Source organism: Mycobacterium syngnathidarum (assembly GCF_001942625.1).
In the GTDB taxonomy this organism is placed as follows: Bacteria; Actinomycetota; Actinomycetes; order Mycobacteriales; family Mycobacteriaceae; genus Mycobacterium; species Mycobacterium syngnathidarum.
Map to the genome: position 1 here is coordinate 194,207 of NZ_MLCL01000029.1, position 21,256 is coordinate 215,462.

21 protein-coding genes are annotated in these 21,256 nt (G+C 66.8%); 9 read left to right on the forward strand and 12 right to left on the reverse strand.

Annotated elements, in window-relative coordinates; genetic code table 11:
* Nucleotides 1–33: 33 nt before the first annotated feature.
* Nucleotides 34–411, forward strand: a complete 378-nt coding sequence (locus tag BKG60_RS08835) for a hypothetical protein (RefSeq protein WP_070943386.1) — start codon at nucleotides 34–36, stop codon at nucleotides 409–411.
* Nucleotides 408–1,973, forward strand: coding sequence for an acetolactate synthase large subunit (locus BKG60_RS08840; protein WP_075909564.1), 1,566 nt, complete (start codon nucleotides 408–410; stop codon nucleotides 1,971–1,973). The genes BKG60_RS08835 and BKG60_RS08840 overlap by 4 nt, the downstream gene beginning before the upstream one ends.
* Before the next feature lie 14 nt (nucleotides 1,974–1,987).
* On the opposite strand, the gene BKG60_RS08845 is transcribed toward BKG60_RS08840, so the two are convergent.
* The 5 genes from BKG60_RS08845 to BKG60_RS08865 all read right to left on the reverse strand — a co-directional run bounded on the left by BKG60_RS08845 (nucleotide 1,988) and on the right by BKG60_RS08865 (nucleotide 6,276).
* A complete protein-coding gene (locus BKG60_RS08845) occupies nucleotides 1,988–2,986 on the reverse strand; it encodes a class I SAM-dependent methyltransferase (protein ID WP_083650275.1) in 999 nt (332 codons plus the stop codon).
* Nucleotides 2,987–3,033: 47 nt separating this feature from the next.
* The gene (locus tag BKG60_RS08850) at nucleotides 3,034–3,279 is read right to left on the reverse strand and encodes an LPXTG cell wall anchor domain-containing protein (protein ID WP_075909566.1); all 246 of its coding nucleotides are present in this window, start codon (nucleotides 3,277–3,279) and stop codon (nucleotides 3,034–3,036) included.
* Nucleotides 3,280–3,332: 53 nt separating this feature from the next.
* Nucleotides 3,333–4,478 (reverse strand): beta-mannosidase, encoded by a 1,146-nt coding sequence (locus tag BKG60_RS08855; protein ID WP_239251569.1) that lies wholly within the window; start codon nucleotides 4,476–4,478, stop codon nucleotides 3,333–3,335.
* A gap of 83 nt (nucleotides 4,479–4,561) precedes the next feature.
* Nucleotides 4,562–5,191, reverse strand: a complete 630-nt coding sequence (locus BKG60_RS08860) for an MBL fold metallo-hydrolase (RefSeq protein WP_070943382.1) — start codon at nucleotides 5,189–5,191, stop codon at nucleotides 4,562–4,564.
* On the reverse strand, nucleotides 5,188–6,276 hold the full coding sequence (locus BKG60_RS08865) for an S-(hydroxymethyl)mycothiol dehydrogenase (protein WP_075909567.1): 1,089 nt from the start codon (nucleotides 6,274–6,276) through the stop codon (nucleotides 5,188–5,190). The genes BKG60_RS08860 and BKG60_RS08865 overlap by 4 nt, the downstream gene beginning before the upstream one ends.
* A gap of 102 nt (nucleotides 6,277–6,378) precedes the next feature.
* On the opposite strand from BKG60_RS08865, the gene BKG60_RS08870 reads away from it, so the two are divergent.
* The 3 genes from BKG60_RS08870 to BKG60_RS08880 all read left to right on the forward strand — a co-directional run bounded on the left by BKG60_RS08870 (nucleotide 6,379) and on the right by BKG60_RS08880 (nucleotide 8,733).
* Complete coding sequence (locus BKG60_RS08870; RefSeq protein WP_207549520.1) at nucleotides 6,379–7,263, forward strand: chemotaxis protein CheY; 885 nt, start codon at nucleotides 6,379–6,381, stop codon at nucleotides 7,261–7,263.
* A gap of 11 nt (nucleotides 7,264–7,274) precedes the next feature.
* A complete protein-coding gene (locus tag BKG60_RS08875) occupies nucleotides 7,275–8,105 on the forward strand; it encodes a serine hydrolase domain-containing protein (RefSeq protein ID WP_070943379.1) in 831 nt (276 codons plus the stop codon).
* A gap of 115 nt (nucleotides 8,106–8,220) precedes the next feature.
* On the forward strand, nucleotides 8,221–8,733 hold the full coding sequence (locus BKG60_RS08880; RefSeq protein WP_070186594.1) for a DUF3145 domain-containing protein: 513 nt from the start codon (nucleotides 8,221–8,223) through the stop codon (nucleotides 8,731–8,733).
* 4 nt (nucleotides 8,734–8,737) lie between these two features.
* Here the strand turns inward: BKG60_RS08880 and BKG60_RS08885 are convergent, their stop codons facing one another.
* The 4 genes from BKG60_RS08885 to BKG60_RS08900 form a co-directional block, all read right to left on the reverse strand.
* Nucleotides 8,738–9,262, reverse strand: coding sequence for a hypothetical protein (locus tag BKG60_RS08885; protein WP_070943378.1), 525 nt, complete (start codon nucleotides 9,260–9,262; stop codon nucleotides 8,738–8,740).
* Nucleotides 9,263–9,266: 4 nt separating this feature from the next.
* A complete protein-coding gene (locus BKG60_RS08890; RefSeq protein WP_083650281.1) occupies nucleotides 9,267–11,534 on the reverse strand; it encodes a DUF4185 domain-containing protein in 2,268 nt (755 codons plus the stop codon).
* Between the two features lie 121 nt (nucleotides 11,535–11,655).
* Nucleotides 11,656–13,110 carry a flavin-containing monooxygenase gene (locus tag BKG60_RS08895; protein ID WP_075909569.1) on the reverse strand — a complete coding sequence of 485 codons (1,455 nt, stop codon included), beginning with the start codon at nucleotides 13,108–13,110 and terminating at the stop codon, nucleotides 11,656–11,658.
* Nucleotides 13,107–13,997 carry an SDR family oxidoreductase gene (locus BKG60_RS08900; protein ID WP_075909570.1) on the reverse strand — a complete coding sequence of 297 codons (891 nt, stop codon included), beginning with the start codon at nucleotides 13,995–13,997 and terminating at the stop codon, nucleotides 13,107–13,109. The genes BKG60_RS08895 and BKG60_RS08900 overlap by 4 nt, the downstream gene beginning before the upstream one ends.
* A 105-nt stretch (nucleotides 13,998–14,102) precedes the next feature.
* Here BKG60_RS08900 and BKG60_RS08905 point away from each other — a divergent pair, with 105 nt between their 5' ends.
* Both BKG60_RS08905 and BKG60_RS08910 read left to right on the forward strand, forming a co-directional pair.
* Nucleotides 14,103–14,753 carry a TetR/AcrR family transcriptional regulator gene (locus BKG60_RS08905; protein WP_070188098.1) on the forward strand — a complete coding sequence of 217 codons (651 nt, stop codon included), beginning with the start codon at nucleotides 14,103–14,105 and terminating at the stop codon, nucleotides 14,751–14,753.
* Nucleotides 14,754–15,803 carry an alpha/beta hydrolase gene (locus BKG60_RS08910; RefSeq protein ID WP_075909571.1) on the forward strand — a complete coding sequence of 350 codons (1,050 nt, stop codon included), beginning with the start codon at nucleotides 14,754–14,756 and terminating at the stop codon, nucleotides 15,801–15,803.
* Here BKG60_RS08910 and BKG60_RS08915 read toward each other — a convergent pair.
* Together BKG60_RS08915 and BKG60_RS08920 are read right to left on the reverse strand one after the other, a co-directional pair.
* Complete coding sequence (locus BKG60_RS08915; protein WP_070943373.1) at nucleotides 15,713–16,612, reverse strand: diacylglycerol kinase; 900 nt, start codon at nucleotides 16,610–16,612, stop codon at nucleotides 15,713–15,715. The two genes, BKG60_RS08910 and BKG60_RS08915, sit on opposite strands and share 91 nt — an antisense overlap.
* Nucleotides 16,609–18,189, reverse strand: coding sequence for an FAD-binding oxidoreductase (locus BKG60_RS08920; protein WP_120764868.1), 1,581 nt, complete (start codon nucleotides 18,187–18,189; stop codon nucleotides 16,609–16,611). Before BKG60_RS08920 ends, BKG60_RS08915 begins: the two co-directional genes overlap by 4 nt.
* Nucleotides 18,190–18,239: 50 nt before the next feature.
* Here BKG60_RS08920 and BKG60_RS08925 point away from each other — a divergent pair, with 50 nt between their 5' ends.
* Both BKG60_RS08925 and BKG60_RS08930 read left to right on the forward strand, forming a co-directional pair.
* Nucleotides 18,240–18,827 (forward strand): TetR/AcrR family transcriptional regulator, encoded by a 588-nt coding sequence (locus BKG60_RS08925; RefSeq protein WP_070943371.1) that lies wholly within the window; start codon nucleotides 18,240–18,242, stop codon nucleotides 18,825–18,827.
* Nucleotides 18,824–20,377 (forward strand): glycerol-3-phosphate dehydrogenase/oxidase, encoded by a 1,554-nt coding sequence (locus BKG60_RS08930; protein ID WP_070943370.1) that lies wholly within the window; start codon nucleotides 18,824–18,826, stop codon nucleotides 20,375–20,377. Before BKG60_RS08925 ends, BKG60_RS08930 begins: the two co-directional genes overlap by 4 nt.
* Here BKG60_RS08930 and BKG60_RS08935 read toward each other — a convergent pair.
* Nucleotides 20,374–21,246 (reverse strand): LysR family transcriptional regulator, encoded by an 873-nt coding sequence (locus tag BKG60_RS08935; protein ID WP_075909573.1) that lies wholly within the window; start codon nucleotides 21,244–21,246, stop codon nucleotides 20,374–20,376. The two genes, BKG60_RS08930 and BKG60_RS08935, sit on opposite strands and share 4 nt — an antisense overlap.
* Between the last annotated feature and the right edge of the window lie 10 nt (nucleotides 21,247–21,256).

A 21,256-nucleotide genomic window follows, 5' to 3' on the forward strand; every position in this document is an offset into this window, starting at 1 on the left:
ATACTGATTGATAATCAGTCAATAGTAGATCGGGTGGAGATGACCAAACACGACATTGGGGAACTGACACTGGGAGCGGGAGCCTTGGCGATGGCCGTCGGCGCGTTCGCCGGACACCTACTGGCGCCGCGGAGGGTGGCAGACCACTATGGATGGGTGCATGACCGGTGGTATCAACGTGAAATCGGGGCCTTCAACGCGGGCCTGGGCTACGGCATCGTCGCTTATGCGACGGGACGAAAAGCGGAGGCTTTTCTCGGATCCTGGTCGGTGGCCGCGCTCCTGGTGGCCATGACGCGCCTGGCGGCGATCCGCAGCGGAGACCGCGGTGGGTTCTGGAACATGGCCACGGTTGCCGAGGATGCCGCGCTCGGCGTCGGCGGACTGCTGTTGATGGTCAGGCGCGCATGAGCACCGGCGCCGAAGTGGTGGTGCACCGTCTGCTCACCGAAGGGGTCGACGTGTGCTTCGCCAACCCGGGGACCTCGGAGATGCACTTCGTCGCGGCACTGGACGGGGCCCCGGCGATGCGCCCGGTGTTGTGCCTCTTCGAAGGCGTCGCCACCGGGGCCGCAGACGGGTTCGCCCGCATCGCCGGACGTCCCGCCGCGACACTGTTGCACCTGGGCCCCGGCATGGCCAACGGTCTGGCCAACCTGCACAACGCCCGGCGGGCGTTCAGCCCGGTGGTCAATATTGTCGGTGACCACGCGACCTACCACCAACCTCTCGACGCTCCGTTGGAGTCCGACATCGATGCGCTCGGGCGCTGGACGCACGGTTCGGTGCACCGGCCCGAATCGACCGCCGGCCTCGACGCGGCCGTCCACAGCGCCGTGCGCAGCGCGATCGAGGCGCCCGGGCGTATCGCCACGCTGGTCCTGCCTGCCGACTATTCCTGGGGAACGGTCCCGCAAAACCCGTTGCCGGACAACAGCCTCGGACAAACGGGAGGCGACTCTGACGACGCAGCGGCAAGCCCTCTCGACGTCGCCGATGCCGCCGAACTGCTGCGCGGCGAGGGGGACAGCGTGGTGTTGCTGCTCGGTGGTGCCGCCACTGATGTCGAGGGTCTGCGGGCGGCAGCGCGCATCGGCGCGGCTACCGGCGCACGCGTTCTGGTCGAGACATTTCCGGCCCGGCTGACCCGCGGGCAGGGGGTACCTGCCATCGAACGGCTCGGCTACCTGGCCGAGCAGGCCACCCAACAACTCTCCGGGGCGACGCACCTGGTGCTGGTTGGCGCGAAGTCTCCGGTGTCGTTTTTCGCCTATCCGGGCAAGCCGAGCGTGTTGGTGCCCGATGGCACCAAGGTCTGCGCCCTGGCCGTCGACGATTTGTCCGGTCTCGCAGATCAATTGGGCGGCGAACTGCCGGCCACCGCACAACCCGACCAGACCGAGCTGCCGACCGGACCGCTCAATCCGCAGAACCTGGCACAGGTGATCGCGGCTCTCTTGCCTGAGAACGCCATCATCTCGGATGAGGCCAACACCAGCGGGGTGTTTCTACCGGCCGCCACCGCGGCGGCTCCGCGTCACGATGTCCTGACCTTGACCGGTGGCGCAATCGGGCAGGGGCTGCCGGTGGCGGTGGGTGCGGCGATCGCCGCACCGGACCGGCCGGTAATCGCGCTGCAGTCCGACGGTAGTGCCGCGTACACCATCTCGGCGCTGTGGACCATGGCCCGCGAGCAGCTCGACATCACCGTGGTGATCTTGAACAACCACGCCTACGCCATCCTGCAACTCGAGTTGTTGCGAGTGGGCACCCAGGCCGATGGGCAGCGATCGCGCTCGCTACTCGACCTGAGCCGTCCCGACCTCGACTTCGCTTCTATCGCACAGGGATTCGGTGTCCCGGCCACTCGAGCCACCACCGCCGAGGAATTGGCCGACCAATTCCGTGCCGCGCTGGCCGAGCCGGGACCGCATCTGATCGACGCCGCCCTGCCGGGCTGGTCACCGGGATGACCATCGTGGGTTGATCATCGGCTGGGCCGACGCTTCTCCAGCACGACCGCCGCGATCGGGATGCGCATCTCCTCGGGATCTGCGGTCAGTCTTTCGGCGATGCCCGCGTGCAGCCGGTCGTAGAACACCGACAATCGTTCGGGTGGACCAGTGAGCGCCGCGCCCAGATCGGCGAATGCCGTGAACCAGAGGAAATCAGCCCAGCGACTACCGAAAGCCTTTGCGTCCCTGTCGCTGCGGTACGCGGTGAAGATCCGGTCCTCGGCATCGACCAATTCCACGTGCTGGATCTCCAGACGCTCGAACCGGCCCGACGGGGCGAACGGCGCGGCGAAATCCGCGGCACACCGACCGGCGACGGGCAAAGACATCCGGGTGGCCTCATCGGCACTCACCACGTCACTGGCGATCAGCTCGGTCAGCGCTCCGACAACGGCGCGGAAGAGCGGGCGGTAACCCAAGTCGCCGTCCTCGTCCAGAGCGGTCGTCAACACCACCAGACGGCCACCTGGGCACAGTTCGCGACCGCGAAACGCGATGAACTCATGCCAATCAAGCGCGGCTTGCCTGGCGTAGGCGGCGCGCACGCGCTCGTCGTTGCTGTGCGCGGCAATGACATGGTCGGCGACCGGCATGGGCGCCTCGCTCAGTCTGGCCACTGCCCATGCCGACCACCCGAGGTGCACGCTGTTCGACGGCAGGATCTGGCTGTAGAACGACCGGCCGATCGCCGAACTGAAGGTCGCGGAGTCCCGGTGCCGATAGGACTGCGGATCTTCCTCCAGAACGCGAAACATCGTCGAAAAGTCGTTGTCGGCAACATCGGTGTGCGTCACCAGAATCGCGTGCTCGGGCCGGGTACGGCTGCGCACCGCAGCGATGGCGGCATTGATCGGTTGCATCGAATTATGCGCGGTGCCCGCGCCGTAGTCGGCGATGACCACGGGCTGGGGTGCTTTCGGGATCGGCACGGTGTGCGCCGCCAGCTCAAGAAGCTTGATCGCCGAACTCATTCCGGCGACGTGCGGGCGGGGTATCGATCGGCGCGGCGCGGGCATGGCTAGCTTCGCCGCCGGCGTCGACGCAGCAGCAGTCCGATGAGAAGACCCATGACGAAAATGATGACCAAGATGAACCACATCGGCGACTCGACCGTCACCCACAGCACGTGCACACCCACCCGATCACGGTTCTGTGCGACGAAGATCCCGGCCAGGACGACCAAGATCAACGCTACCCAGTAACGCAGGGCGAACCGGCGAACCGGGCCGGTGGTCGCGGGTGCGCCGGTCTCGTCGCGAGGCATACCCCGACGGTAACCCGGGGCCCACCGGCCACGACACACTTCGGCCACCACACCTAGCCGGGCGCGCTGCCGATCATCGACGTCAACGGATCGGCGGGGCCGATGTCGAGCGTGCACTCGCTGGGCCGTGGATCCGGCACGAAGGCCCAGAACATCGCACCCGCGGCCCCCATTGTGCGCATGGTGGTGAGGGCATCCCCGAGGACTTGTTTCCGCTTGCTCAACGATGCGCAGGAGCCGGCCTCCATGCCGATCTCGGCGGCGAACAATGGCTTGCCTACGGCGCGGGTCTGCGCGACGCGGCGCTGCAGCCCGTCGTATGGATCTCCGGGTAGGTAATCCTGCTGCTCGTAGTAGTGGTATTCGAGCACATCGATTCCGGGGGACGCCGCAACCGTCTCGAACTCGTCTCCGGCTGACCCGCACTGCCCACCGCCGGCGTGACCGCTGAAGATGACTGTGCCAGGGTCCAATTCGCGTATCCGGGCACCGGATACATCCAAGAAGGCTCGTAGCGCCTCCGGTGCGGTGGCGTGGCAGCTGCGCTTGGTCCAATGGCAGGTATGGTCCACGCAGTATGACGGCTCGGGCTCACCCACCGCGGTCCAACCGGCAAGCGATGGCGAACCACCCCAGCGCTTGACCGCGGTGTCGAGCCACGCTTCGAAGGTCATCGGCAGGCCGTGCGAAACCTCGGTGCGCCAACCGCCCGCGTACCAGTCGTAATCTTTGAAATAGTCGTTCTCGCAGCCGCCGTCGTCGCTGGTGAGCACCGCGATCAGTAGTTGCCCGTGACGTTGCGCGGCCCGGAACACCGCATCGATCGGGGTGAAATCGAGCTGACCGGTGAACTTGTTCACCGCGAAGCTGGAATACGCGTTGAAACGTGTCACCGAATGTGGCGGCAGGCTGCCGAAGTACGAGTCGAGATCGACCTGTGCGCCGCATCCCGCATTGATGGACCAGTTGGTGGCCAGCTGATAGGCGTTGATGCCGATCGGCCACACCGGTTTGCCATCGAGGGTGAGCGAGGTTCCCGAGACACCCAACTTGGGAATCGGCCGAGCGGCGAGCGTCCCTGCGGTGGTGACGGCTGAAGAACCGGATGGCCGCACCGGCTGGGATGCCGTCGAGCATGACACCGCAACCAATCCGGCCAGACAACATGTCAGCACCGCACGCGCGAACCGGCGCACCATCGTTCGACGGTAGCTCCTTGTGGGTCAGTGGCTGGGCGGGTTTGGCCACTTCCTCACCGCCGTCGTTTTCCGGCGGCGCATCGTCAGTGCCCGCGCGCAACCCATTCGTCGTAGTGGACGATCTCGTCGCCGATGGTGGTGGTGTCGCCGTGGCCGGTGTAGACGACGGTCTCGCCGGGCAGCAGACCCAGCCGTTTGGAGATGGAGTCCAGGATGGTCGGGAAGTCGGAGAACGACCGCCCGGTGGCGCCAGGGCCGCCCTGGAACAGGGTGTCGCCGGAGATCACCGCGCCCAGTTCGGGGATCGACCAGCAGACGGATCCGGGGGAGTGGCCGGGGGTGTGCAGGGCGTGCAGTTCGATGCCGCCGGCGCGCAGCACCTGGCCGTCCTCGATGGTGCGGAAATCGTTGTCCGGGTGCACGGTTCGCCACAACATCTCGTCGGCAGGGTGCAGTAGCACCGGGGCGTCCAGTGCCGTGCCCAGTTCGGGGGCGACGGTGATGTGGTCGTTGTGGCCGTGGGTGCAGACCACCGCGACGACGTTGCGCCCGCCGACGGCCTCGATGATGGGGGCGGCGGTGTGGGCGGCGTCGAACACCACCACATCCTTGTCGTCACCGACAATCCAGATGTTGTTGTCGACATCCCAGGAGCCGCCGTCGAGTTCGAACTTGCCGCTGGTGACCACCCGGTGGATGTTGGATGCGCTCACTTCAGCACCACCACCGAGCGCAGCACCTCTCCGGCGTGCATCTTGTGGAACGCGTCTTCGATCGCGTCCAGGCCGATGCGTTCGGAGACGAACTTCTCCAACGGCAGCCGGCCCTGCAGGTAGAGGGAGATCAGGGTGGGGAAGTCGCGCTCGGGCAGGCAGTCGCCGTACCAGGAGGACTTCAAAGATCCACCGCGGGAGAAGAAGTCGACCAGCGGCATCTCCAGGGTCATGTCCGGGGTCGGGACACCGACCAGCACCACGGTGCCGGCCAGATCCCGCGCGTAGAACGCCTGCTTCCAGGTCTCCGGGCGCCCGACGGCGTCGATCACCACGTCGGCGCCGAAGCCGTCGGTCAGATCTTGGATGGTCTCGACCGCGTCGAGTTCGCGGGCGTTGATGGTGTGGGTGGCACCGAAATCGCGGGCCCAGTTCAGCTTCTTGTTGTCGGTGTCGACGGCGATGATCTTCTTCGCGCCGACCAGGGCGGCACCGGCGATCGCGGCGTCGCCCACTCCGCCGCAGCCGATGACGGCGACGGTGTCGTCGCGGGTCACCGCGCCGGTGTTGATCGCCGCGCCGATGCCGGCCATCACGCCGCAGCCCAGCAGGCCGGCCACGGCCGGGTCGGCCTCGGAATCGACCTTGGTGCACTGTCCTTCGTGAACCAGGGTCTTGTCCGCGAACGCGCCGATGCCCAGGGCCGGGGTGAGTTCGGTGCCGTCGGTCAACGTCATCTTCTGGGTGGCGTTGTGGGTGTCGAAGCACAGGTGCGGGCGGCCCCGTTTGCAGGCGCGGCACTCGCCACACACGGCGCGCCAGTTCAGGATCACGAAATCGCCGGGCTCCACGTGCGTCACGCCCTCGCCGACGGATTCGACGGTGCCGGCGGCCTCGTGCCCCAGCAGGAAGGGGTATTCGTCGTTGATGCCGCCCTCGCGGTAGGTCAGGTCGGTGTGGCACACCCCGCAGGCGATGATGTCGACCACCACCTCACCGGGACCCGGATCGGGAATGACGATGTCGACCAATTCCACCGGCTGCTTCTTGCTCCGCGAAATCACACCACGCACTGTCTGAGGCATGCCTACAACTTAATGCAAACCGGACAGGTGTCCAATTAGTGGCCGGATCTCGTCGTCCGACGAATCTCGGCCCGGCAGCCCATCCCCGCGTTACGGTGGGTTGTGGTCGACGATCGAACCCAACTGCTGGTGGTGGCGCGTACGGCGTATCAGCGAAATGACTGGCGCACCAGCTATGAATCCTTCAGCCGCGTCGACGGAGTGCAGACCCTCGACACCGATGATCTTGCCGTGTACGCCTCGGCGGCGTGGCGGCAGGGGCACGGCCGCGAGTCCGTTCGGATCAGCGAACAGGTGCACACCCGGCTGCTGCGCACCGATCCCGTGCAGGCGGCGATGAAGGCCGCCGAAATCGGCATGGCCTGGCTGGCACGGGGTCACCTTGCGCTGGCCCGCAGTTGGGCGCAGCGTGCTGGGGTGCTGCTCGAGGGTGTACCGCAGACCGCCGCGCACGGTTATCTCGCGTATCTGCTCGCGGTGACAGCGGCCGATGCCGGCGAGCATGTGCAATTCGATTCCGCGACACGTCAACTGACAGCGGTCGCGGAGGATTTGGATGACGCCGCACTGATCGCTCTGACTCGGGCACTGACCGGCACGGTCGCCGGCGCCGCCGGTGACCCGGCCGGGTACGAGGCACTCGACGAAGTGCTTCTGCCGGTGCTCGATGAACCGGTGCCCGTGGAATGGGCGGCCGATGTCTATCGGCGGGCATTGAGCCTGGCGCACCGACAGCGGGCCGACGATCGGATCGCATCGTGGACGCTGTCCATGCAGCGATGGTGTGACGCCACGGAACCGGAATCGACGCAGTCGGCGTATCGCGCCGTCTGTGACGTGCATCGACTCGCGGCGGTCGCCGACGCCGACCCGCAGGATCTGGTACGGCGGGCGATCGGACTGCGTCGCCTGGTCGCCGACGTGGACGCCGTGGCGGCGGGCATGGTCGAGGAATTGCTTTCCCGGACCGTGGGGCGCGCCCGCTAGATTTGCCGGCAATGACATCCGAAGTTCTCGAGGTTCTCGATACTTGGCCGGTTGACTCGGTGGCCGCTGCGGTGATCGGCCCGTCCGGTGTACAGGCCTGCCACGGCGACATCGACAAACCCTTCTCCCTGGCGTCGGTGACCAAACCGCTGACGGCGCGGGCCGCGCAGATCGCGATCGAAGAGGGCGCTGTCGAGCTCGACACCCCGGCCGGCCCGCCCGGTTCGACGATCCGTCACCTGCTGGCGCACACGTCGGGCGTGTCGATGCGGTCGGCTGAGGTACTCGCCCGACCAGGTCAGCGTCGCATCTACTCGAATTACGGATTCGAGCTGCTGGCCCGTGCGGTCGAGGCAGCCGCCGACATCGAGTTCGGGACCTATCTGACCGAGGCGGTGTTCGAACCGCTGCAAATGTCGGGTTCCGCACTGTTGGGTGGGGCCGAGGCGGCCGGGTACGGCGGGGTGTCGACGGTTGCCGACCTGGCCTCGTTCGCCGGCGAGTTGCTACGCCCGGCACTGGTGTCGCAGCAACTGCATGACCACGCCGTGACCTTACAGTTTCCCGGGCTGGACGGGGTGTTGCCGGGGTTCGGTGTGCAGCGGCCGAACGACTGGGGTCTGGGCTTCGAGCTCCGGGACGGCAAATCCCCGCATTGGACAGGGTCGGCAAACTCACCGCGAACCTACGGCCACTTCGGTCAGTCCGGGACGTTTTTGTGGGTCGATCCGGTCGCTGACCTGGCGTTGGTGGTCCTGACCGACCGTGAGTTCGGGGACTGGGCCTACCCGCTGTGGCCGGCGGTATCTGATGGAGTCCTGAGAGAAAACGGGACACACTAGCGCAACACTGGCCTCACAAGGCACAATAGACACGCGCGGCACACACAACTGCATGCTCGATCGGAATCACCAGGCCGTTGGGGAAGACGTCCCTCGTGATCCGAAGGAGTAGCAAATGCGTGCGTCGAATCAGTTCGCCGACGCGGCGACGGGCGTGGTGTATGTCCATGCCTCACCCGCGGCGGTATGCCCGCATGTTGAGTGGGCGTTGTCGTCGACCCTGTCGGCGCGGGCGAACCTGAAGTGGACACCGCAACCGGCCATGCCCGGCCAGTTGCGCGCGGTGACCAACTGGATCGGCCCCGTCGGCACCGGGGCGCAGTTGGCCAATGCGCTGCGCTCCTGGTCAGTGCTGCGCTTCGAGGTGACCGAGGATCCGAGCGCGGGCGTCGACGGGCACCGCTGGTGCCACACCCCTCAGCTGGGCCTGTGGAGCGGCGCGATGAGTGCCAACGGTGACGTGATGGTCGGGGAGATGCGACTGCGGGCCCTGATGGCCGGCGGCGCGGACATGCTGGCAGCCGAACTCGACACCGTGCTGGGCACCGCGTGGGACGAGTCTCTGGAGCCTTACCGCAACGGCGGTGACGGCGCCGAGGTGTCTTGGCTGAGCCGGGGCGTGGGGTAGTCGCTCAGCCACGCGCCCAGAGGCAGTAGCCGCTGAGCTTGGTCGTGAACATGTGGTCGCTGATCTCGACGGTCAGCTCCTGGCCCGGTTCGGCGCCGAATGTCGCCGGCTCTGAGGTCTTGCCCGCGCCAAGGACATCGACAACCTCGGCGCTGCAATGGGCTTCGGCCGTCAAAGGTGTGGCGGTCCAGGTGCCGCCCCGGGCCTCCGGATTCCGTCGTCCCTGTCCGTGCAAGATCACCTCGGGGCCGGTGGTCAGCCAGCGATCCGCCGAGGGATAGGGACTGCCGAAAGTCCGCCACGTGCCGTCATCGCACTGCAGTAGGCGCCGGTTGTTGCCGACTTGTCCGGGATCGGCCGGTGTCAGCGCCCCGGCGAGCATTTCGGTGCACGGCGAGTCAGGTTGCGGCGCCGTGGTTTCGGACGGTCCCGGTGGCAGCGGCTCTGGATCGGCGTGTGCGCAGGCGCTCGCAGTGAGTGCGGCAGCCACGGTCAGGGTCGCCGCACTCAACGCCAACGCTCGAGACATCGGGCTACACCGAGATGGTCTTCATCGACGACAGGTCTGTCTGCATCAACTGCACGTTGTAGTCGCCCCAGTACGACAGGTTGTAATACAGGTATTGCGAGTTGTCCTCGACCACATCGCCGTTGGCATCGACCTTGTCGAAGTAGTCGGTGCCCGACATCGGATGGACCATCGGCGCGTACATGCCGGTGTTGTCCGTCAGGTTGTTTCTCACCAGCGTCGTCGTGTCCGACCATTCACCCTGCGGCGAGTCCGACACCCGCATCACGACGTTGTTGCCGCCATCGGTGTAGAGCACGACGTACTTGCCCAGATATTCGTTGTACTGCACCGACATCTCACTGACATTGCCGCCCGTGGGCAGGCCGCCGACCCAGATGCCGTTGGCGATCTTGGTGAACAGCCCGAAGGTGAAGAAGTCCGCCACCTTGTAGAGCGTGGGCAGCAGATCGGTGCTGCTGGAACCGAACACCGGAACGGCCGCCGACGGGTCACCGGTAGTCCACTGTCCGACACCGTTGGAATCCTCACCGGCGAAGTACTCGTAGGCGTCGAGGTCGGTGATCCGGTCCTTTTCCACGCGGGCCACATACGCCGAACCCTGCCGGCCCGAGGGTGTTCCGTACACATAGACGTACGGGTCGGCGGGGTCGTCCGACGTCACCATTGCGTTCTGCTGGAAGTGCTCGTCGCCGGGGACGTAGGCCGGGCCGGCGCGGAACCAGCCCGAGGAACGCACGGTGTCGGTATCGACCTGCCAGGTCTTGCCGCCGTCGTCGGAGTAGGCGATAGCTGAGTAGTTCGTGGTCCAGCTGCCCGGGTTGTCCCAGGTGCGGACCGACATCACGGTCGCGTACTGCGTAAAGGTGCCGTCCTCGTTCTCGATCGCGATCGCCGACGTCGGGATCATCGTGTACGTGTTGCCGAACAGCCCGTCATAGCCCGGGTCGTAGATGATCTGCGCTGCGCCGGCCGGGGCTCCGCCGGTGCCGTACCACGTCGGCGTGCCAGGCTCACCGGGCCTTGCGCCCGCATGGATCAGGGCATCGCTGAACTGCAGGCCGTTGGACAGGTCGGTGTCGGCGGTGCGGAACAGCACGTTGTTGCGCCAGTCGCCGGCCATGCCCGGCTCGCTGTAGGTATCGCCGAACAACGTGTAGATGATCGGTTTTCCGGTCGCGGGATCGGTGTAGCCGCTGTTCCACATGATGCCCAGGTCCGTCCCCGCGACGTACCAATGGTCGGTGTAGCCAACCCCGGTGACCCACCCCAGCTTCTGGGTGTACTCCGCCAGTGATGCCGGCACTTCGGGCTTGGGCGTCAGGCTATCGGTCTGCACCGCCACGGTGGGTGTGGCCGCCATCGGCTGGATCTCGCCCTCGGCCACCACCGAGGCGGCATCGTTGGCCGATACCACACGCGACGCGACCGGGCTGATGGATCGCTGGAATTCCCTACGGGTCCAGGCCATCATGGCCCACAGCGCGGGGGACTGGGCAGGTGCCACCGGGCTGCTGCCGGCGCCGAACGGCAACACGCCGGCGACGCTCAGCAGTGCCGAGACCACCGGCGGTGCAGTGACCTTGGGTGTGGTCGGCTCAGGTGGTGATGCCGGCACCGCCACAACGACGGGGTCTTGCTTCACGGTGGCAGGAAGGTCGAGCGACGTGGCTTCGGTGTGCTGCGTCGACATCGCCTCGCGGCTGCGCTGGTCGACGCTCTCGATGCTTTCCTTGACACGAACCACGACGGTGTCAGGGCGTGGCATGCGCTGCAGGTCAGGCACACTGGTCGCGGCTTCCGGGACGATCCGTGCGCTACCGGCCTTCTCGCCGTTACCGGTCTTCTTGCCGGTGTCGGCGTTCTTGCCGGCGTCGCTGGCATCGGTGATCGCGCCCTGAATCTTGCTCCGAGCCGTGGTCGGCCGACCATGGTGCGGGGTGCGCGTGGAGTCCAGCCGGGTCTGTGCGTGCTTGACGGCGGCACCGACGTCGTTCAAGCCGGACTCGACATCCTTGCGGATACGTTCGCCGATCTTGGACAGCGTGCGCGACGGCGCGTTGGCCGGCTTCCTGGCGCTCGAAGGTTTGCTCGAAGTCTTCTTCTGTCCCGAGCCTGAGCTGGCGCCGTCGGAGCTCCCGGTGGTGGATTTGCCAGGGTCACCGGATCCGCTTTCGGCCCAGGCAATTCCGGTGCCCGAGGTCAATGCCGTTCCGATGCCGAGAGCAACGGCCAGTGCGCCGACGCGGCCGATGTATTTGGTCGATTCCATGACGCTCCGTAGCAAGTCCACTAACTCAACACCCCGGCCCAGTCGAAACGTACCGTGTGCCGTTCAGGGCGTTGGGCAAACACGCCGAATTGCCGGCGCGTGGTCGGCCTACGGGCTCACCTCAGGTGACCCGGTAGTGCGCTGGGTCTGGCTCGGAGAGCATCCGGGTGAGGGTTGCCCGGTCGAATGGCCAGAGATCGATGGTCCCCGCGTCGGTGAAATACCATGAATTGCATCCGGTGTTCCACACTGTCCGGCCGAGCCCATCGGCGACCGCGGCGTTGAAATCGTCGGTGGCCTGCTCGGTGACCTCGACCTCGGAAAGTTCTCCACTCTCGAATCGTTTGAGCCAGGCCACGATGTAGCCGGCGGTGAGCTCAGCGGAGTACTGCAGCGGGATCGACCCGGTCGGCGAGTTCGGGCCGAGGACGGTGAACAGGTTGGGGAACCCGGGAATCGCGGTCATACGGTACGCCCGCGGGCCGTTGGCCCAGGCATCGTCGAGGGTGATGCCGTCACGACCCACGATCCTCATCGGGCGCATGTAGTTGTGCGCCTGAAACCCGGTGGCCAACATCACGACATCGACATCGTGGTGGGCACCGTCAGCGGTACGTATGCCGGTGGCGGTGAACTCCTGGATGGGATCAGCGATCAGGCGGGCGTTGGGCCGCTTGATGGCCCGGTAATACGAGCCCGAGACCACCTGTCGTTTGCACAGCGGCTCGTAGTCAGGAGTGAGTTTCGCGCGCAGCGCACGATCGCGGACCTGACTGGTCAGACTCCAACGTGCATAGGACTGCACCAGCCGGCGTCGCCATGACGGCGTGGTCACGACGTCGGCGAGGATCTTCGACGCCCACTGCAGCCGCGCGTAGAGGAAGTCATGCCAAGCCGGCCGTCTGTGCAGCACCTTGCTCAGCAGCGATGGCTGCCGCAACGACATCGGGGCCCACAGGATCCACTGCGGGGATCGCGCGAAGTGCAGGAGATTGCGAGCCCTCGGTTGCAGGGCTGAAACCACTTGTACGCCAGTCGATCCTGTGCCGATCACCGCGATGCGTCTGCCGTCGGTCACCAGCTCCGGGTCCCACCGGGCGGTGTGCACGATCGGTCCGGCGAAGGTGTCCATGCCGGGAATCTCGGGCACCGCCGGGTGATGCAGCACTCCGGTGGCGCAGATGACGAAATCAGCTGTCAGCGTGTCTGCGTCGGCTGTGACAAGCGTCCACGACGCGGTGGCACTGTCGTAGCAGGCCTCGACGACTTCGGTGTTGCAGCGCAGATGGGTGTCGAGGCCGAATTGTTCGACGACGTCGCGGTGATAGCGCTGGATGTCGGTGCCGCTTGCCCAGATGTGGCTCCAGTCGGGTTTGGGCGCAAACGAGAACTGGTAGATCTGGGAGGGGACGTCGCAGGTGAGGCCCGGGTAGCGGTTCCAATGCCAGACCCCGCCGACGTCGGAACCCTTTTCCAGGATCGTGAAATTCGAGAATCCGGCTTGCTTCAGGGTGTACGCGGTGGCGATGCCCGCCATACCGGCACCGATGATGACGATGCGGGCCTCGCGGCTCATCGGGCTTCCTTTCCGGCGGCCGGCGGGTGGGCGGCATGATCTTTCGACTGCCGGTCGATGCGCTGCAGGTATGCGGCCCGGCCCTGTGCGTCGAGCGCAGTCAGAGCGCGACGGTCATCGATTCTGTCTCGCACGGCACGCTGGATCGCCTCGGGTACCAGGGCGTCGACAAGAGCCCACCCGGAGGCGACCCAGCCCGGAACCGATGTGCGGGCGGCGCGGGTGCGGACCGTGTTGAGGATCGCTTGCGCCACATCGTCGGGATCCACCGTGGGAAGGCCGTTTCCGAGCTGCACACCCGAGGTGAGTTCGGTGCGGACTGCCGACGGCAACACGGCGGACACCGAGACCCCGGTGCCCGCGTATTCACGACGCGCCGCGAGTGAGGCGCCCAGCGCGGCGAACTTGCTGGCGTTGTAGGTCACCATGCCCGGGATCGGGATCATGCCCGCCATCGAGGCCACATTGACCACGTGACCGCGACCGCGCGCCACCATCGAAGGGATCACCGCGCGCATGCCGTTGAGGACACCTCGCACGTTGACGTCGAGGATGAGGTCAGTCGTCGCCTCGGATTCGGCGTCGAACGCCCCAAGGGGCATGACCCCGGCGTTGTTGACCAAGATGTCGACGCTGCCCGATTCGCGGATGGCCTGCGCGAGGAAGCGGTCCCATGACGACCGCTGCGTGACATCGAGGTAGGCCGCCCGGCAGCGGGGGATACCGGCTGCGGTCGCCGCGGCGACATCGGCGTCGACATCGCCGATCCACACCGTGGCGCCACGGGCGGAGAACAGCTCCGCTGTCGTGGCGCCGATGCCGCGCGCCCCGCCGGTGACGATCACCATCGCTCCGTCTACCGACCGCCGTCGCTGTGAAAACCGCACGTCATGCCTCCCCTTGGGTCCTCCACAACCACTCGAATACCGACGGTATCTGAATACTACGAGTTAATTCAATACCCGAAGTCCGCCGCGAACTATCATCAGCGCATGCCGCGGCTGACCAGGGCTCAACGCCAGGAACAGACGCGGGCCGAACTCTTGGAGGCGGCCAAGCAGCGTTTCCTGACTCACGGCTACGCCGCCACCAGCCTTGAAGACATCGCCGACGACGCGGGTTTCTCAAAGGGCGCGGTGTACTCCAACTTCGGGAGCAAGCCGAATTTGTGCCGCGATGTCCTTGAGCTGATCCACCGGGAGAAGTTCGCCGAGATGGCCGAAGTCGCGATATCCGACGCTGAGTTGGACAGTCGCGTGACCGCCTTGAGTGCGTGGCTGGAGCGCACCGCGGGCGACGTCGGCTGGACCATGCTCGAGCTCGAGTTCGCGGTGCTGTCGCGGAACAACCCTGAACTTTCCGAGATGATCACGTCCTTGCGCAACGAAGCCGCCCAGATGGTCATCGACGTACTTCGGTCGATGTCGGCCGAACTCGGCCTGACCGAAACGCAATTGGCCCACAGCGAGGTGGCGACAAGCCTGGAGGATCTCGGCAACCTCTTGCTCAGCGCCGGCATCGGTCTGGGCATCCAGCGGGCCATCGACCCGTCGGTGCCTGCGCGACCGTTCACCGACGCGTTCGGCCACCTGGTGAAACTGCTTGCCGCCCTAGGGTCGCCGAAGCAAACCGAAGGAGCTTGAATGGCATCACCCACCGCTGCAGTGTCGACACGACGCCCGAGTCGTAGATCCCGCGCGTGTTACGGCATCGCCCGCCGGACCCTGCTCGTCCAGGTGAACAGATCGGTTGCCTACCAAGGAAACCGAGCCGTCGAGGATCGTCTTGCCGCGATCGGCCGTCGCATCAATGCCCTTGCGCGGCTGCAACGGCTTCGTCCGCGGCGGGGACTGCGGGTCAGCCGGATCACGCTCGGTCAGGTCACCGTCGAGACCGTCCGCACAGCCGAATCGGCTCATCGCCCGCTTGCCGACGGCGCCATCCTCTATCTGCATGGCGGCGGGTTTTTTCTCGGTGGGTTCGACACACATCAGCACGTCGTCGTCGCACTTGCCCGGCAGACGCAACTTCCCGTGGTGCACGTCGAGTACCGACAGCACCCCGAGGTGACTGTCGACGAATCCGTCGCAGACTGTCTGCGCGCCTACCGCTGGTTGTTGGACCAGGGTGCGGACCCGGCCCGCACCGTCGTGGCGGGCGACTCGGCAGGTGGATTCCTGGCCTTCGCAACGGTTCTCGCTGCTCAGCAACAGGGCATCGGTACCCCGGCCGGCGTCATCGGGGTCAGCCCGTTGCTCGAGCTGGACGGGGCACGCCGCTCGGCGCATGCCAACTTCGCCGAGGACCGGATGGGGATTGGACGTGCCCTGCCGATGATCGTCGAATGCGTCGGACCCAAGAACTCGGACTGTCATGCCCTCTCACCGGTCAACGGCGTACTCACCGATTTTCCGCCGAGCCTGATCATCGCGGCCGAATCCGAGGCGCTGCGCTGCGACGCCGAACGTATGCATGAGGTGCTGACGGATGCCGGACGGCAGTGCACTCTCAAGGTCTGGCCCGGTCAGCTGCACGCCTTCCCGGCGTTCCTGCCGTTTCTGCCAGAGAGCCGTGAGGCCCGCGACTGCATGGTCGAGTTCATTCAGGACTGTGTGGGCACCAGCAAGCGCAGTGCAGCGGGCACCGCGGATACCGTGACCGGCAACGGAAGGGCGAAATCCCCGTCGGCATAAGCGTTGATCCCCGGGCATTCGACGTGGACCGACCTGGCGCGCTTGGTGGTCACCTCCTCGAGATCGACATGGGTGCCCTTGAAAACGGTCGGGAACAGCCGGATCAACCGGGTGCGGGAGGCCGAGGTGATCATCGTGACATCGAGCAGGCCGTCCGAGTGGTCGGCGCCCGGGCAGATCAGCATGCCGCCGCCGTAGCTGCGGGTGTTCCCGAACGCCGCCAGCGTGAGCTCGGTGCGGATCTCCGGCTCGTCGTCGAAGGTGAGCCGGAACGGCAGCAGCCGTAGCTTCGAGATCTCCGCGAGCATCGCGATGTTGTAGCGCATCCGGCCGTGCGGCCAACGCATCCGGTTGGTGCGGTCGCTGACCAGGGAATCGAACCCGGCGGCCATCACGGTGCCGAACCACTTCACCGCTCCGGTGGCATCCTCGATACGGCCGAGGTCGACCGTCTCGGTGTGGCCGTCGGCGATGACATCGGCCGCGGCCTCGGGATCGCCTGTCGGCAAATGGTATTCACGGGCATGATCGTTGCCGGTGCCGGCGGGCACGATGCCCAGCGGCACGTCACCGGTGGCCAGCGCCTGCAGGGCCAGGGAGATCACGCCGTCGCCGCCGACCACGACAAGCGCATCGGTGCCGCGGTCGAGCGCGTCATCGACCAGTCGGCGGGCGTGGGCGGCGTCGGTCCCCACGATCGCGCACACGTCGATACCGCGTCGCTGGAGGTGTGCGACCGCCCGCTCCGCCGCGTGCGGCGCATTCCCGTGCCCCGACAGGGGATTGGTCAGGACCGTTACCTGCTTCACGGAATCAGCTTGCCCGGGTTGAGGATTCCGGTGGGGTCCAGAGTGGCCTTGACGGCCCGTAGCACCTCGACGCCGAGGTCACCGATCTCGTCACGCATCCACGGGCGGTGATCCGCGCCGACCGCGTGGTGGTGGGTGATGGTGCCGCCATTGCGGACCATGGCGTCCGACGCCGCGGTCTTGGCTTTGCGCCACTGCTCGATCGGATTGCCGCGCTGCGCGGCGACGACCGTGAAATACAGCGAGGCGCCGGTGGGGTACACATGCGAAATGTGGCACATCACCAGGGCCGGCGTGCCGGATTCGGCGAGCGTGGTGGTCAGCGCTTCGGTCACCGCGGCTTTCAGTGCCGCCAGGTTGGACCACGTGGTGGCGGTTTCCAGGGTTTCGCACAGCGCTCCGGCCGCCAGCAGCGAATCGCGCAGGTACGGGGCGTTGAACCGGCCGTGTTCCCAGTCGCGGGCCGGGGCCTCGCCCAGTGAGGTGCCGCCGTGGGCTTGCAGGACGTCTCGTGTCTCGGCATGCCGGCTCTGGGTGTGAGCCGCGGTTCCCTCGAACAGTGTGATGGCCAGGCAGCCGCCGGTAATGCTCTGCTCGCCAATGCTTTCCGTGGTGGCGAGGTTCACGCCGGTCTCGGCTTCGTCGGAGAGCCGCAGCACCGTCGGCCCGGATCCGGTCTGGATCACGGCCCGCAGGGCTTCGGCACCGGTGGCGAAATCCGGGAAGGACCACGCCTCGTAGCGCGTGGACTCGGGCACTGGATGGACCCGAACCCGGACGCGGGTGATGACGCCGAACACGCCTTCCGAGCCCAGGAGCAGTTGCCGCAGATCGGGTCCCGCGGCCGAGGCCGGAGCCCGGCCCAGGTCGAGCGTGCCCGCCGGCGTGACGGCGCGCAGACCGCGCACCATGTCGTCGAAGCGTCCGTAACCGGCGGAGTCCTGGCCTGAGGATCGGGTGGCGGCGAACCCGCCGATCGTGGCGAACTGGAAGCTCTGCGGAAAGTGGCCGAGCGAAAAGCCCTGCGCGCCAAGCAGGGCCTCGGCCTGAGGGCCGGTGACCCCCGCACCGAACTCGGCCTCACCGGCAACGGGGTCAAGGTTGTGCAGCGCATCGAACCGGCGCAGGTCCAGCGTGACAGCGGCGGTGAACCCCTCACGCAGCGGGTCCAGCCCGCCCACGACGCTGGTTCCGCCGCCGAACGGGACGACGGCGATGCGATGCTCGGCGCAGTGGGCCAGGATGGCGGCGACCTCGTCATCCGAGCCTGGAAGCAGCACCGCGTCGGGTGCCTCCTGTGGCCCGGAACCGTTGCGGCGCAGCAGGTCCACTGTGGACTTCCCCCCGGCGTGCAACAGCCGCGACATTGTGTCCGTACCACAGTGCTGTGCACCGACGATCGCGACGAGGGCGTCGCGATCGGTGTCGGACAACGCCGACGGAAGCAACTGCACCTGTTCGGGTGTCGGCTCCGTCGCCGATGCGGCGTCGACACCCAGGGCCTGCCGGAGCAGGGACCGGATTCCGTCCGACAGCGGTTTGGCTGCCTGTGGGTCGCCCCAGGCATTCCACTTCATCGGAGGCAGAAACTGTTCGGCCGGCTGAGTCATGCGTTACAGTATTACACATGATGTCAATCAGTAACGAGCGATCGCTGAGCGACCAGATCTTGGATGCCGCTGCCGGCTGCGTGCTGGCCTTCGGCGTGGACCGGGTGACCCTGGCCGAGATCGCCCGGCGGGCCGGGGTGAGCCGCCCGACCGTGTACCGCCGTTTCCCCGATACCCAGTCGATTCTGGCCGCGCTGCTCACCGCACGGATCGTGGGTGTGCTCGACGCGACGGAACTCGGTGGGCCGGGCCGCGCGGCCCTGGTACGCCGCATCGTGGCGGTGGCCGCACGGCTGCGCCACGACGAGGTGATCATGGCCGTGCTGCACTCTGCGCCCGAGGTGGCGATGGTCTACATCGCCGAGCGGCTGGGCACCAGCCAGCAGATCCTGATCGACGCACTGGCCGGCGAACTCAAGCTCGCCCAAGAGGTCCGTCAGAAAAACGACCGCGTCCGGCCCGGTGACCCCCGTCAACTGGCCACCATGTGCCTGCTCATCACGCAGTCCGCGATCCAGTCCGCGCAGATGGTCGAACCCATCCTCGACGCCGATGCGCTGGCGGCCGAACTCGCCCACGCCCTGAACGGATATCTCGCCTCGTGACCGGACCCACCGCACTCAATCGCACCCGGCGCGCAACCGAGTTGGCGGCACTGACCGACGGCGAACAGCTCGATGTGCTCGTCATCGGCGGTGGCATCACCGGTGCGGGCATCGCGCTGGATGCCGCCACACGAGGCCTGCGGGTGGCGCTGGTGGAAAAACACGATCTCGCGTTCGGGACCAGCCGGTGGAGTTCAAAGCTGGTGCACGGCGGTCTGCGCTACCTGGCCACCGGCAATGTCGGGATCGCCCGTCGCAGTGCGATCGAGCGCGGAATCCTGATGACCCGCAACGCGCCTCACCTCGTCAAGGCCATGCCGCAGCTGGTGCCGCTGCTACCGTCGATGGGCCGCGCGTCGCGCGCGTTGGTGCGCACCGGATTCATCGCCGGCGACGGTCTGCGCAGGCTTGCCGGAACCAGCGCGTCCACTCTGCCGCGATCGCGCCGGGTGGATGCCGGTCGCGCGGTCGAACTGGCCCCCACGGTGCGCACCGAGGGTCTCGACGGCGGTTACCTGGCCTACGACGGCCAGCTCGTCGACGACGCCCGGTTGGTGGCCGCCGTCGCGCGCACTGCTGCGCAGCACGGAGCCCGGATCCTGACTCGGGTCTCCGCGAGTGCGGCCGGCGCGTCCTCGGTCCGCCTGACCGACGAAGTCACCGGGGAATCTTTCGACGCGGCCGCGCGGGTGGTCATCAACGCGGCCGGGGTATGGGCCGGCGATCTCGACCCGGCGATCACGTTGCGGCCCAGCCGGGGCACGCATCTGGTGTTCGACGCCGCGGCGTTCGGCAATCCGACTGCGGCCCTGACCATTCCGATACCGGGGGAGTTGAACCGGTTCGTCTTCGCGATGCCCGAACAGCTCGGCCGGGTCTACCTCGGACTGACGGATGAGGATGCGCCGGGCCCCATTCCCGATGTGCCCCAGCCGACTCCGGATGAGATCAGCTTCCTGCTCGACACCGTCAACACGGCGCTGGCGACCGAACTGACCACGTCCGACGTGCGCGGTACCTACGCCGGGCTGCGACCCCTGATCGACACCGGAGCGGGCGACACGGCCGACGTGTCACGCGAACACGCGGTCGTGGAATCGGCGAGTGGCGTGATCAGCATCATCGGCGGCAAGCTCACCGAATACCGGTACATGGCCCAGGATGTTCTGGACCGGGCGCTGGTCATGCGCGGCGTATCCGCCGACGGCTGTCGTACCGCCAATCTGCCACTGGTCGGTGCCCCGGCCAATCCGGTGTCCACGTTGCGATCTGAGCATGAGCTACCGTCCTCCCTGGTCGCCCGCTATGGGTCCGAGGCGCCCAACGTGATCGCGCGGGCGCGGTGCGCCCGGCCTACTGAACCCGTCGCCGACGGACTCGACGTCATCCGTGCGGAATTCGAGTACGCCGTCACCCACGAAGGTGCCCTGTGTGCCGACGACATCTTGGACCGCCGCACGCGCATCGGGCTGGTCAGCGCCGACCGGGACCGTGCCGTGGCGGCTGCGGCCGAGATGATCGCTGACTTCGGGCAGGTCGAGTCTGCCTAGGCCTGCGCCATCAGCGCGTCCCGGACCGCTGAACTGGTGTGGCGCTGCCACATTGCCTGAGCGCCCACCAGCAGTGGGGGTTCGAGTTCGGTGACCACGACGCGACCGCCCATGGCCGGTCCGGGTGCCGTGGTGACGAACGTGGCCGCACCCGTGGTGAGCGGGGCGGCCACGGTGGCCGCACCCTGAACCCGGCTGACGACATAGTCGGGTTCGAAACCGGCGCGACGGCATGCAGCCATCAGAAAATCGCTGTAGTAGGACGCACCCGGGGGCGCCCACAGCGCGATGCGCTCCCCGGCGAGCTCGTGAATGCCCACGGCAGCGTGGCCGGCCAACCGGTGTTCGCACGGTAGCGCCAACCGGACGCGGTCGTAACCGAGGATGGCCGTGGCCAATTCGTTGGTGGGGACCACACCACGGCGCAGGCCGAGATGCACTGTGCCGTCGAGCACCGCACCCGTGAGCTGATCGGGGTAGAGCTGCCGGAACGTGAACGAGGCGTTGGGAAATGCTGTGATGGCAGGTTCGAGAAGGGTGTAGACCTCGCTCCCGCTGAGTGCCGGGCTATGGCCGATGACAAAGACCTCTGCGGTGCCCTCGGACGCGTGTTCCACCCGCTCGGCCACGGTGCGTGCCGCCGCCAACAGGGTTCGCCCTTCGGTGAGAAGCAGTTCGCCGGCCCGGGTGAGCCGCAGTCGCCGTCCCTCGCGCCGGAACAGTGTGGCGTTGAGTTCCTTCTCCAGTTGCTGCATCGAGCTGCTGAGAGCTTGTTGGCTAATATGCAGCGAGGCTGCCGCGGCAGTGAGACTACCGGCCTCGCCGATGGCGGCGAACTGGCGTAAACGCCGCAGATCAGGGGCATTCATGGACACCCAC

Bases quoted from the DNA above. Each gene is read 5' to 3' on its own strand.
- BKG60_RS08840 (WP_075909564.1), top strand. From the start codon at position 408: ATGAGCACCGGCGCCGAAGTGGTGGTGCACCGTCTGCTCACCGAAGGG.
- BKG60_RS08845 (WP_083650275.1), bottom strand. From the start codon at position 2,986: ATGAGTTCGGCGATCAAGCTTCTTGAGCTGGCGGCGCACACCGTGCCG.
- BKG60_RS08850 (WP_075909566.1), bottom strand. From the start codon at position 3,279: ATGCCTCGCGACGAGACCGGCGCACCCGCGACCACCGGCCCGGTTCGC.
- BKG60_RS08855 (WP_239251569.1), bottom strand. From the start codon at position 4,478: ATGGTGCGCCGGTTCGCGCGTGCGGTGCTGACATGTTGTCTGGCCGGA.
- BKG60_RS08865 (WP_075909567.1), bottom strand. From the start codon at position 6,276: ATGCCTCAGACAGTGCGTGGTGTGATTTCGCGGAGCAAGAAGCAGCCG.
- BKG60_RS08875 (WP_070943379.1), top strand. From the start codon at position 7,275: ATGACATCCGAAGTTCTCGAGGTTCTCGATACTTGGCCGGTTGACTCG.
- BKG60_RS08880 (WP_070186594.1), top strand. From the start codon at position 8,221: ATGCGTGCGTCGAATCAGTTCGCCGACGCGGCGACGGGCGTGGTGTAT.
- BKG60_RS08885 (WP_070943378.1), bottom strand. From the start codon at position 9,262: ATGTCTCGAGCGTTGGCGTTGAGTGCGGCGACCCTGACCGTGGCTGCC.
- BKG60_RS08890 (WP_083650281.1), bottom strand. From the start codon at position 11,534: ATGGAATCGACCAAATACATCGGCCGCGTCGGCGCACTGGCCGTTGCT.
- BKG60_RS08895 (WP_075909569.1), bottom strand. From the start codon at position 13,110: ATGAGCCGCGAGGCCCGCATCGTCATCATCGGTGCCGGTATGGCGGGC.
- BKG60_RS08905 (WP_070188098.1), top strand. From the start codon at position 14,103: ATGCCGCGGCTGACCAGGGCTCAACGCCAGGAACAGACGCGGGCCGAA.
- BKG60_RS08910 (WP_075909571.1), top strand. From the start codon at position 14,754: ATGGCATCACCCACCGCTGCAGTGTCGACACGACGCCCGAGTCGTAGA.
- BKG60_RS08920 (WP_120764868.1), bottom strand. From the start codon at position 18,189: ATGAAGTGGAATGCCTGGGGCGACCCACAGGCAGCCAAACCGCTGTCG.
- BKG60_RS08925 (WP_070943371.1), top strand. From the start codon at position 18,240: ATGATGTCAATCAGTAACGAGCGATCGCTGAGCGACCAGATCTTGGAT.
- BKG60_RS08935 (WP_075909573.1), bottom strand. From the start codon at position 21,246: ATGAATGCCCCTGATCTGCGGCGTTTACGCCAGTTCGCCGCCATCGGC.